Here is a 12,823-nt window from a genome sequence, read left to right as displayed (position 1 = left end):
AAGAAAATGCCCGAATGATGGGCATTTTTTATATCTACGTAATATCTAGCTTCAAAAGATCAGATGGATCTATGCGCTGACGGAATGAACATGCGAGTTCTTTTACAATTTGATTTTGATATTGTTTGCGGTCGAATGTATCAAAAGCTGAAACCTCAATTTCAGGATCAGTGATTGCATTTAGAAGATCCTTGGTTGCATTGAGTGATGCGGTAGGGCAAACATAGATAAGGTTAAGCACTGAAGTACGAAGCAAAATATCTAATAAGTGATATTTGGGCGGTTCCAGTTCCTTATCTACATTAGAAAAGTAGTTCACAAGATAAATGTCATTTGATAAATGCAGATTGATATTGTCAATGAGATCTTTAGTAACACCGTCAAGAATGCCATTCACCTTCAACAAAAGTTCAGTGTTTTCGATGTCTTTAATTTTTTGCGTATCGACACGTTCATTAAATAAGTTTTTTAGATTTCTCAAAAACTTTGGTTGTGGCGCCGTAGTTTCAAAATACATCTGATTTTTGATACGGTCCTTCATGTAAGTTTGGATCATCTTAGCTTCAGAAGAAAGAAACTCAATCTTAAACGTGTCGTATGACACTAGATCAATAAATACTTGCTGGCCAGCACCCGACTTAATATCAAACCAGTTCATAAAAATACTGGCTTTGAGTGATTTCAATTGTTTAAGAATAGCCGTCTTCTCAAAATCATTCATATTGAAGTAGCTACTTGAAAAAGTATCGAGATAAAACTTCCATTTATCTTGCACTATATTCCACGCTTGATTAATAGAAATGATTGGAGCATCTATAATTTCATCTTTGATGGATTTTGACAGCTCATACAATTCATTTAAACGTGCTTGATAGTTGAAGTCTTGAGTAATCACATTCTTTTCTGGTGTTGTGGACTCAGAATCCTCAAGATCCGCACCAACCAATAAATAAGCATCGGTTACTTTTGGTGTTTCCTTATTTGACGGTGCTGGTACTGGAGCACTAGAAAGTTCAGTGGAAAAAGTTTCATCATCTTCCGCTGGCGTATACGGCGGTGTAGTCTCTTCATTAGGAGAACGTGCGTCTGTACGTTCAGCAAAAAAGTAAAACAATTCTTCTTGTGGTGCAACTTTAAACGGCGTCACATTATTATTGATGATTGCTTTTACAACATGGTTTGCCAGTTTTAGCGTGTAGGATAGGGCATGTATATAAAGCTCTAATGTTGCAAAGTCACTGGTATCAACTTCATTAGCACCAAACCAAGATAGGTTACGCAGCTCAAGCCAGCTCGTGAAAGAATCGTGAGAGCTATTAAAACTTAGATCTATGGTCTTGGACAAATAGATAAAAACGCAATACAAAAACCTATTTTTGTACTCATACGTAAATACATCAGAATCGGTCCAGATCTTATTCTCAATGAGAGCAAGAATGTAATTTAAAAGCTCATGGTGTTTAATCGAATCGATTAAGTTGTCTGGTAATACTTTTAGTTGATTAAGGTGTGGTTTTACAGGTGCATCATTGGATGGTTTAAGGAAGTGGTAGAACAAGTTAAATGTTTGCGTATCATCTATATCAATTACAGGTTCATAATCATCTTCATCTACGTTATTTAGATCCTGTTGAATATCGACTATTTGCCCGGTGTGACCTATTGAACGGTCAATCTGGCAGATACTAAAAAGAACTGGCAAAACCCCGACAATATTACGGTTGTCAATTGTTTGATAGTGGGTATCAAAAAATATCGTATCAGCTAAAAACGTACCTTTATGATAGTTGAGAAAGAAGAATAGTACGTTATTTAAAGAACGGTGATTTTCACCAGAAGAGGTGTTAGAAGTAGCGTTAAAGTCATCGAAAAAAACTAAATTTGTATCCATCTAAAAATACTTTAAACCACACCCTTAAACTATTACTAATAAGCATATAAGTTTTAAGAGAGGGTTTAAAGTTAATTTTAAATATATTTAATGGAGTTTAAGACATCGGGCTTTGTAAGCGCTCTACATTTGATGAAAGGTCAGAAACATCTTGCTCTAAAGTCATTGCCTGGTCTATCGCACGTTTCATTAAATATTCTTGATTAATTTCTTTAGGCTCATTACGAGTAGCATTCTTTTGTTCTTCTTCTAATTTGAAACGTTCAAAAGCGAAAATAGAACGAATAATACATAAGCTATCTTCAAGTAGGTCTGAATGCACTTTAGGAAAAATTAGATCAGGATCTAAATCAGATACGACTTGGTTAAACAGCATAAATTGATCGCGATGTTCGATAAGAAATTCATCATATGTACCGAACTCAGATTCGATCATATCTGGAATATTTGCGAGAGTAGAGACTTTCGTATCTTGTGATAACAGAATTGAATCACCTGATGGCGCAACTAAAGCATGAATAGGTTGTTCTGCAATAGGAGCCAACAACACTACAGTAAATGGGCGTGTTTGGTTTTTCATGGTTAGTCCTAATTAATATAAAAAAAGCTTTGGCCAAAAAGTCTATTTTGAAATTTTGGTAGGTTAATGGAATCGAATAGAAGGTCCGTCTCTTTAGTACACTTCTGATTAATTAGATAAATGATATTTTGAAGAAGTGCAATCAATTTAAATGGACTGTTGTATTCATTGAATATGGGTGCAGCGATGCAAAGAGTCTTTTTTCTATCGGTTGATAATGCCCATGGGTTCACCAGGTTAAAGCTCACCTTGGCATTATTATGTTCAATTGGTCGTGCATAAATATCAAGAACATCGGATAAAGTAGATACCTTTAATTCTTTTGAAATGTCAGTAAGAATCTCACAGACTTGAAGCGCTGTTTTATCATGAATATCGCTTATAGTGATGCAAACACCACTATTACTATTCATTAAATTTGCATAAAGAACTTCAATAGCCATGGACTCGTCTTTGGATAAATCCTTTAAATTGGCATTGACTAAATCTATGATCTGATCTGATTTTTGTTCAAGTTTAATTTGAAGCAAAAGCGGTTCATTCTTTTTTGAAACAGGGAGTACTTTATAATCGTTAAGATTGTACTTTAACCGCTTCATTTCAGTAATCAGCGTTTCTTTAGCAATATCAAAAAGCTTCTGATCTCTCTTGGTTAAACCAATAACAAAATTTGTGGACATGAGTATATTCATGATCCACAAAGCAGTAGATAAGGATAAAACACTATCCTTAACAACTTCTGAATCTGAATCAGAAAACCCAGATATTTGCTTGATTTTGTCGGTTATCGAAATCATGTGAACCCTTGTTTAATTCGGCATTTTCATCTGAAACTTTGTCAAAAAGATTAGTTTGATTAAGTACGTCTTGGATATTTTTTTGTGGATCATCACTGAGTAAACATTGGAATAGGGCGCTAATTAAAGTAGCAAGTGATGCGCCATAGTCATTGGTACACTTGATTAACTGGCCAGCATCTAAGCAAATTGGTGTTTCATCATCATAAAGCAAGTGTAATTCTGGTGATTCAGCATAAACCAACTTTACATGAGTATCCGTGATGATTAACTCAACTTCTAAGTACTCATTATTTTCAACAAAATATTTAAAGCGCAACATCAATGCATCATCGCCACGTTCTATATATACAATTTGTCGATCGGTCGTATTGGTATGGGTGACGAATCTATTCTCTTTTGTGATCTGATCAATGTAGTTCAAAAAGATGGTTTTGAGTGACGCACTTAAAATACCTTTGGCAGCGAGTTCACTTTTCAAGTAAGGCAGAAAGTTTTCAAGATTTTCATGCAATGGTTTTTGCATTCGATCATCTCCAATGGGATTAATAAAAGGGCATACACATCAAATGTACAGCGACTCAATTATGACTATTTCATTACAACAGTTACTTGAAAAGCTGCAAACTGTTTGACTTATAAAACTAATACTTTCGCCACACTTTTAATTCATAAATATCTAACTTGTTTCTAAATCAATATGGCTTTATTTGATTATAAAGCCACATTGAAAGTTTAAATATTTAAAAATTATTTTCAGTATATACCTAAATCTAAGATTTAAAATGGATCTAACTTTTAACTGGCAAACTTTGTTGCTTTGGTTAAAAGGGTTAAGTCTTCATGGAATTGATTTTTTAAAAACCCATAGTTAAAAACGTAACTAATAAAGGTGAAAAACTCTAATTGGTTCGGTATTTTGTCTTCAAGAATACTGACCTCTAATTGCAATGTTCCTGTTGCACGTTTCTTAGAATGAAACTTAAGACCATCAAATGTTTGACCGTAATAAGTAGATATTTCCAAGAAAACTAAACGGAAAAAATAAGGGAAGATTTGAGAAACAACACGCTCAGGATCATCAATTTGAGTTAAACGTCTACCGTTGTGATATTTAAACTTAATACCATCAGCCATACTTTTTTCTACCAACAGTCGAATATAGGCATGACTACGAGTAATCATGCTTTTCAGTGGCGTTTTTGCTTCATGAATATTTTCGTATTGCATTTAGTTATCTCACATCTCAAGTCTTAATTGGTCAGCTTCATTTTCTTTTTCAATCGAAACTTCAGCAATAATTTTTTGGGTATTTTCGTTTTGCAGATCTTGATCAAATATTTCATTCACACAAGTTTCGACTAATTGTTCAGTCAAGTTTCTGCAGATCTCAAACTCTAAACCTTTAGGTTGTACGGTAGGGTAGCCGTCAATTAAAAATGAGTTTTTCATTTCATTTTCATTTGAAACTTTAGAGTACAAATAAGTCTCAAAATAACGGGCAAACATTTCGGTACTGGTCGCGTAATACGGCGTTGCACGATTTTCAGCACTGTCGATATTTAAACAATCCTTTTTATAACGCGATAGATTGTCACTAAAACGAATATCACCTACGTTTACTTCAACGTCTTGTGACTTATCAAAGAAGTTTTGCATTTGAGTATGAGGATTTTTAACACCCTCAGGCATGTACTTCTCTACCAGGTTATAGAACTTGTATTTAGATGACTCTATCAAGTATTCAGATAGGTTTTGCGATAGTGTTTTTAAATCCACATTCGCTGCAGTCGCAACACCTGTAATTTTTTCTTCCAAACCGGTTGTAGGTAAATGATGTTCTGGCTGGCGCATATCATTAAGTTTTTGCTGATAGCGCTCAAACGACTTAAAGCTTATAGCATTAATGTCAGTGTTAATTTTAGAGACAATGACATCCACCTTGTCTTGAACCGTACTGAAGAAAGATAGGTTTGTATCAGCTTTATATTCACGCTCATACTTCTTCAAGTACTCTTCAATTTTCTCAAACTGACGGCGAATGAGATCTTCATAGTGCTTTTGGTGCCAGTCAAAGAAGCTGTTTAAAGTTTTGCGCGTAGAATTAGGATAATTCTCTTTATTCTTAATCACTTCATCATGCATTGAATCAGCAACAGTGTGGTACGCCTTGATTGCAGTCTCAGCATTCTCATGAAGTACTTGACCGTAATTTTTCATTGGCTGAACTGGCTCATTCATCATCGCACGATGTAACTTTTCAAAAGCACGACCGGACTCAGTAACAGGGGAGTATCCAGCATCCAACATATTTGATAAGAAGTGTCGTGCACCTGGTATCTCAAAATTAGGAATGTCTTCATAATAGTCCTGAAGTACAGAACGATTCATTTGAGCGTGATTTTTATATACTTCCGCTTTTTCCAACATCCCCAAATGTGCATCTAGCGCATGGCCATACTCATGAGCCAAACTTCCAGATCCGCTATCACGAGTTAAGTTAACCACGTTCTTAGACAGCTCAAAATGCGCTGCAGATCCTTTAATTCCGCGTGAAGCCAAAGCAACACCCAAGTTCAATAAACCATTGTTTGATTTAAAGCCCATGAGTTGTTTTAAGTCAGCCAATGAGTCATACACGGCATTAACCAACTGTTGAGCCACAGGACTAACTTTATTACCTACTTCAACACCACGGATAGAAAAGTCATCTTTAAGCTTGAATGAATCCACATCGGCACCTTGGCGATGATCAGGACCAGTACGAGAGTAATTTAACAATCCGTAAATGCTTGATTGGACTTTTTCAGTCACAAAACCATTTTCAAGTTTTTTCACTTCACTGGTAAATGACGGCAAACGTGGTGCTTTAGGTGTATTCACAGCTTCAGTCGTTGCTTCTATAACTGGTGCAACGGGATCTTTTACATAAATAGGTGCAGATTCAGCTTTAACTAAACCACTTTCAATCGCACTTTTCAGAACGTATGGTTCAAGCACAGTTGAATATAAGCCAGTACGTTGCATGTTGCTGATCGCATCGCTCACATCTTTAGTGACTTTCGACTTACCGTAAAAATCAAAGATCTTACCTGTTGATAGAATCTCACTGAGTTCTTTATCAATCGTTTTTTCGATGATTTTCTCAAGCTGAACACTGATACCGCCTGTATGTTCTGGCATAATGTAGTACTCATTCAAATTGCTAAGCAATTGGAAATAGTTTTTGTAGTTGTTCTTGGTACCTTTACTATAAAGCCCGATATAGTCTTTACGTTGGCGATCAGTCATACCAAGACTTTCAGCAGATAAGCTTTTATTGTTTCTTACCGCATGAATCAACTCTTCTTGAGTATCTACCATCAAATTTCTGATGTTAGAAACAACAGCCACATACGCACGTAATTCTGTCGCACGTTGGCTATCAAGCATCAACGCATTTTTAGAGAATAACGGTTTAGTTGGGCAGTAGTCATACATTGCCTTTACGAATATTTTGTCATCAATACCGAGTGGCGTATTGGTGTACCAAGCTTGGAATTCTTTATTTGCAACGATTTTTGCTTTTCGATAGTCCGTAGCTGTTTGATCGGCTGATGTCGCTGAAATATATTCCAATGAAATATATTCACCGTAGCGATCTTTATGTGCACCGCCAAACTTGGCACCTACATCACCTAAGTACGTAGCCGGGGAGTCACTTGGCTCTACCTTTACATCAACAGGCACATATTTGTCTTTTGGTACCAATTGATCGATAAACGTGAAGTCAGTAAACACACGGTTTTGAAGTTGTAAGACATCTTCAACTGAGCGCATACTTTTAACAGGAAAAACGCACAGAGACTTGTAATCACCGTGAATATCGGCCTTATCACCAAAAAGTTTAACCGATGCATATTCATTGTCGGTCGATGGCTTGATGGCCAAAAACAATTTGTGATTTTCAGTTTTGATATACGGCTTTATGTGTGCGGTTTGATCGTATAGAGCACCAAGCGTATTCGTAATCAAAGTTTGGAAATGCAAACTTGCTAACTGTTTATTCTCAAAGTCAGTTTTGTGTTTAATCTGAATTTCAGGCAAGTCAGATAGTGCTAATTGCTCTAAAGTGGTACCGAAATTAACCTTAGATTCGATAGCATTTAAGATTTCGTGACTAAACTGGTCTACATCATCAAAACCAGTAATCAATTGATACTGATAGTCATGAGACGGTATACGAAGAAGCACGGCAGTCAATTGAGGCTCATAGTCCGTATCAACCATAAACAATTGCGGTGTTTCATCTTGTTGAGATGATTTGTTTAGCAACTTGTATTGGTGAACTTTAGGGTTGGAACCTACAAAATGCTCAGCATAAGCCTGTTTAACCGTATCTTGTAATGCTTTGACATGCTCAAGCATGACGGCATTGACTTCATTTAACGCGGTTAAGGTTTTATATTTTTCTGCAAACGCCTCATTCACGGCGATCTGCTCTAACATAAATCTAGGCTGAATATCCTCAAGTTCTGGATTGCCTACACGGTTTAATACAACACTAAATTTGAGCTTATTAATGAATGGATCAGGTTCACCATTGATACCATTGCTAAAAAGTTCTTTAAGATCGCTTTTCTGAAGTTTAGAGTTCACCAAATCAAACGGATGAACTTCTTCAAATGCCTGAACATCAAAAACTTTGGTTAAGTTTTTAGGCATGATTGCTGTCTGGCCATCTACATGAGCGATAACATAGGTGTACGCTGGAGAGATGTTGCTCAGAAGCTCAGTGACTTCATTCGGTTTTTTCTCGTAGCTAAGATCCTCAAACTTTTCGTATGTTGCAGAATTAAGATTGCTGATGAAATCTAATTTAGAGTTGAAATTAGATGGATGATCAGAAATGTACTGGAACATCTTGTTTGGTAAAGACGTAAACACTTTATTGATTAAAGTTTGCTGACTGTCTTTAGCTTTGAAGAAGTTGAGATCTGACTCGTAATATTTTTCAAAAGTGAACTTAGCTGGAGGCATAAACGTCATGCTGTTGCGTGAAGTCGATAACTTAAACAAAGCATTCGCAGACGTTTTAACCGCATCTCTATCATTAAAGCCAGTAGCCTTATGCATATTGGCATCTAGGGAAACTGAATGCCCAATAAACGGCGCATTTTTGTCTTTATGATTGTAGAGGCGTATATACTGAAGATCATTCTTTTGAAACACGGTGATAAACAAATCATGATCAGGGATCTTGATTGCGCCGTGGTGATCTTCATAGTGCTTTACAGCATTTTCTAGCTGAGTGTTAAAGTATTCAGATTCACTATTGAACTGTACGTTCTCTTCTTCAGCTGATAGCGAAAAATATTTAACGTTATTCTGAAAAGCTACATTAGGTTTGAGAAGATCCTTAATCACCTCAAATTCTTTTTGTACTTCAACATCAAATTTGCCAAAAACTGTACGCTGATTAATATCAATCAGGTTCAGATAGTTGAATAGCTGAATGTTGTTGTAGTTGTGGTTCGGTAGGGCTGTTTTGTTTAACTGGAGCTTACCATCTTCTAACTGCATGCTTTGAACTTGCTTCAAGTCATCTGCAGTCAGCTCTACACCAAAGACTTTCTTAGTTTCTTGTTTGAGCTCTTTATCTTCACCAGCAATCACTAAGGCAGCTATTTTTTGTGCCTTGTCATAATCGCCGTCTTCTAGATATAGGGTTTTCTCAACAAAATACTTGGCAATGTTCGCATACGCTTGATTTGTTGCTTTGTAGCCATCGGTAGACAATGAAAAATGTTTGTTTTCATCAAATTCATTTGATTTAACGGTTTTAACTTTTAAATCGTCAATGTCACCCGTTGGTTTAATCTGAACATAGATTTCATCTGCAGCGAGATCCATGTTCGAGACAAATAAGGTCGAATTTTTAGAATAAAACTGACGTTCGATACTCGACAACAGATCCTTTGCATCTTTGCGGTCTTCTTCCATGTCAGATTGCATATCTTCAGCAATCGACTTGATGTTTTCGCCACGGTCATCCTTTGTGATAAATGACCAGTCTTGTTGCGGATATTTGGCTGTTAATGCCTTTTGGAAGCTTTGAACCTCAACAAAGCGATTGAACTGACGGTCCAGACTAAACCCATCTGTATGTGATGAAGTTTTAGCAAAAATATCCTCAGGAACAGAATCAGATTTAGTCTTACGATTGAAGTTTTCACTTGCATTTGGCACCAATAAATTACGGAATAAAATCTCATTTACACCGTTCTTTAAGAATGACGCACTTTTAGTTTGTGATAGAGATTGTTTTAAAAATGCTTCATCAAAGTTTGATTCATCAAGAAGCCGAGTAAACTCTTCAAAATACGCTGAAGCTAATTTATCGTTATTAGCAAGATCAGCCGTGCACAGATCGCTTAACTCTAAACGCTGTGCATCTTGCTCTAGCTCTAACGGCGCAGAAAAATCACCAGCAACAAAATCATTGATATTTTGCTCAACATAATTGTTCGTGCGTGACATCAACATATCAACTGCAGTTTCATTATTCACAAATTCCTGAAGCTCAGGCGTGTTAATTGAAACCAATTGATTGTCGAATTGCTTAGACAGTAATTTGAACAGATCCGCTTTGTGTTGATTGCTTTCTACTTCAGATTCAAAACCTACAAATTTGCCGTTTTCATCTTTAGCGTAGTAGAAGCTGTTTTTATTAAACAAAAAGGTATTTGTTGCAGACGTAATGCCAGATACCAAAGTTTCACTTTGCCATAAGACTTTTTTAACTTCATTGTACTGTTTTGAGATCTCAACATTGTGTGTGTCGATTTCGTCAGAGATCGCTTGAATATCATCTACGCTAAAGCTTTTTGTTTGTGTAGCTGAGCGCACGACATCTTGAATTTCAGCATATTTCTGATTTAGATAATCACTATATTGCTTCTCAATTTGTTGAGCTTGTTCAGTAGCCTTAGGAATGACATAGACATCCAAGATCTGTCTAATTTCAAGCATAGACGGCGCGAAATCACGCACCTTGTCATTGCCTCTTGCATCCAATAATTCTTCAGGAAACTTTAAGAGCTCTTTAAGTACGGCAACATCATCAATTTCTGGAGTAGGGAGGTCATTTGCAATGTTGAGTAGATCAGACTCAGTAATAGATGCCTTCTCAGTTGCCTCAAAATTAACATCAAGATCATTCAAGATCTCGTTAACATTTGATTCATTGAGTTGTTCTTCTAGTTTACGCTGTTTGATTTCAGCAGATTGGTGATCATAGAGCGCATTAAACTTAGGAACGATGTTTACAGAGAATTCAGAGAACTCTTGGCTCAGATCGGCAAAGAAAACTTTACCTGTTGGCATCTGGCGTACCATTTGTTGTAAGACATCATGGCGAAGCATGGCAGCGTCATACACCATCTTATCTACAAGGCGTGTTTCAATACCTTGTTTAGACGCCATCCATGTGCCGTGTTCATCTTTATAAAAAGCTGGAATACCTTGTTTAGCTGATTCTAATAGCTTTGGATACGGCAATTGCTGTTGATTAAACACACGGTCTATCACAACAAGATCAGAAGCTAATTTTTGTACATAAGCATCAACATCTTTAAAGCTCATGTTAAACATTCTGTTGCCACGGCCATGCTCAATCAGCTGATTAAAAGTGGACTCGTATTCATGAGCAAAATGCACCAGGTTAATATTGTCATTTAACCCCAATGCTTCATACGGATCATGAGCAAAGATTTCAGGAATATGGCGCAAGTCATCAATAATCAGTAACGAACCATCTTTTTCGTAATTGACGGGTACTGCAAATGGAGACAACTTAATTTTTGCTAGATTATCTGAACTTTCGCCACTGGCCATCGCCGATTCTTCATCTAGATAGACTTTAGAGAAGATATTTTCATAGCCATAATCTTGAAGACGATTAAAAGGAATTTTTGAAGACTGAAATTGAGCCAAGTAGGATTTGTTCGATTCCTGAAGACTGGTTTTCAGCGTATCAAGGATATTAGATCCATTGTTTAGCTTACTGACATACACTTCAGGGAAAGCGGAAAGGCGTTCGGTCGCTGATGCGAAGTAACTTTTCCAGTTCGGAATGTTCTTCTTAAACGGTAGATTGGTGAGATAAATATCTTCTTGCTTAGTCGGTACTTTCATATCGTTGGTAAACGCTGGAAAGACCTTCTGAAGATCGTTTAGATCGATACCAGACTTTGCCGGGTTCTTATAGTAGTACGCATGAATACCATCATCATTTTGCACTTCATAAAAATGGGCATCCATTAACACTTGTTCAAATTGCTTAGAACTGTTTTGTTCAATAGATTTTTTGAATTGCTCAAATTCATTAACAACAAGCATCGCCGTTTTTGGGCGAAAATTGTTGGCTGGCGATACTACAAGACGCGCACCAAGACCAGTTAAATTAGGCCATTTAACTTCATTCACTTTATAGTCTCCTACTTGGTCACATAGCATGATCCAAGACTTTAAAACGACTCTTACGAGTACTTATATGTGCTTATATTAAACTAAAAAATTAACTTTGAGGGAGGGTTTAAGCGTTATTCTTTAAAATAGTATATACCGAGTAAATAGCACTGTTTAAATACCTATCATTTTTAATAAAACCATCTAAAACCGTGCACTATTCTTTCTTTTTTTATAAATAAAAATGCCACCGTATAGGTGACATCTTGCTTAAAGCTGATGGTTACATTTTAACAAATTCGTTTTTAGCGAGTTCGTCTGGTTGGGTGCCATCTTCTACACCTACAATAATTCCAGTACCACGAATAAAGTAGCCACTATTATTCGGATATTGGACCAAGGTAACATTATGCTCAAGGTTACTTTCTAAAAAGGTAGTGCCGTATCCCCAAAACTTATTTAAGCCTTGCCATGGAGCATCCTTAATATAATTGTTTTGGGCATATTGAATGGTGTATTGACCAATTGGAAGAGATATATTGACAGTTTGCTTTTTGGGTACCTGAACAACGGCTCGTAACCTTTTAGTGGCCTTATCTCGAATGATAAACACAGTATCAACATTTTGAGATTCCATTGAAACAGGACCAAAATGTTGTGTGTTTTCCATACTGGAAACATTAATCACTTCTTTTTTAAATGGCATGGCTGCACTATTGGCTACCATTTTTTGATGTTCAGCATAGTCTTTTGCCACTTGTAGACCGTTTTCAGGTTCATTCGGTTGGCCTGGATTGGCTGACTCTACTGATTGAGCTTGTTTCGATATTGCCCGTGTAGCACTTTGAGCAAAGAGATCGACCAATCCGAAATGATTAGCCACAGATATAATTGCAACTGCTAGACCAAAACCAGCAAATTGCTTTGGAATTGCTATTGCCATAGCGCCCCCTGATTCCATTTATAAGGTTTAAATAAAAGGGTATACGGATTTAATGGTTGATGGGGCACCTTTACCCCACCAACCTGATACCATTATCAGATGGTTGATAGATCGACTCCGTAGTTGAGTTCCTCTGCGAAGTCCGGCAGTCCGTAACCGATGGT

General features: G+C 36.7%; 7 protein-coding genes. All 7 read right to left on the bottom strand.

Annotation, left to right across the window (positions count from 1 at the left end; genetic code table 11):
- Positions 1-34 precede the first annotated feature (34 nt).
- Complete coding sequence (locus MF4640_RS13445) at positions 35-1,891, bottom strand: hypothetical protein (protein ID WP_078389916.1); 1,857 nt, start codon at positions 1,889-1,891, stop codon at positions 35-37.
- A 97-nt stretch (positions 1,892-1,988) separates the two neighbouring features.
- Entirely contained in the window at positions 1,989-2,471 is a 483-nt protein-coding gene (locus MF4640_RS13440) for a hypothetical protein (RefSeq protein ID WP_078389915.1), read from the bottom strand.
- 8 nt (positions 2,472-2,479) lie between these two features.
- Positions 2,480-3,268, bottom strand: a complete 789-nt coding sequence (locus tag MF4640_RS13435; protein WP_078389914.1) for a hypothetical protein — start codon at positions 3,266-3,268, stop codon at positions 2,480-2,482.
- Positions 3,222-3,794, bottom strand: a complete 573-nt coding sequence (locus MF4640_RS13430) for a hypothetical protein (protein ID WP_078389913.1) — start codon at positions 3,792-3,794, stop codon at positions 3,222-3,224. Before MF4640_RS13430 ends, MF4640_RS13435 begins: the two co-directional genes overlap by 47 nt.
- A 272-nt stretch (positions 3,795-4,066) precedes the next feature.
- Positions 4,067-4,498, bottom strand: a complete 432-nt coding sequence (locus tag MF4640_RS13425; protein WP_005005806.1) for a hypothetical protein — start codon at positions 4,496-4,498, stop codon at positions 4,067-4,069.
- A gap of 9 nt (positions 4,499-4,507) precedes the next feature.
- On the bottom strand, positions 4,508-11,734 hold the full coding sequence (locus MF4640_RS13420; protein ID WP_227518667.1) for an LPD1 domain-containing protein: 7,227 nt from the start codon (positions 11,732-11,734) through the stop codon (positions 4,508-4,510).
- A 265-nt stretch (positions 11,735-11,999) separates the two neighbouring features.
- Positions 12,000-12,659 carry a hypothetical protein gene (locus MF4640_RS13415; RefSeq protein ID WP_078389911.1) on the bottom strand — a complete coding sequence of 220 codons (660 nt, stop codon included), beginning with the start codon at positions 12,657-12,659 and terminating at the stop codon, positions 12,000-12,002.
- Between the last annotated feature and the right edge of the window lie 164 nt (positions 12,660-12,823).

The sequence above is a fragment of the Acinetobacter sp. MF4640 genome (assembly GCF_002018895.1).
Classification (GTDB): domain Bacteria; phylum Pseudomonadota; class Gammaproteobacteria; order Pseudomonadales; family Moraxellaceae; genus Acinetobacter; species Acinetobacter johnsonii.
This window is presented reverse-complemented; position numbering and strand designations above follow the sequence as displayed.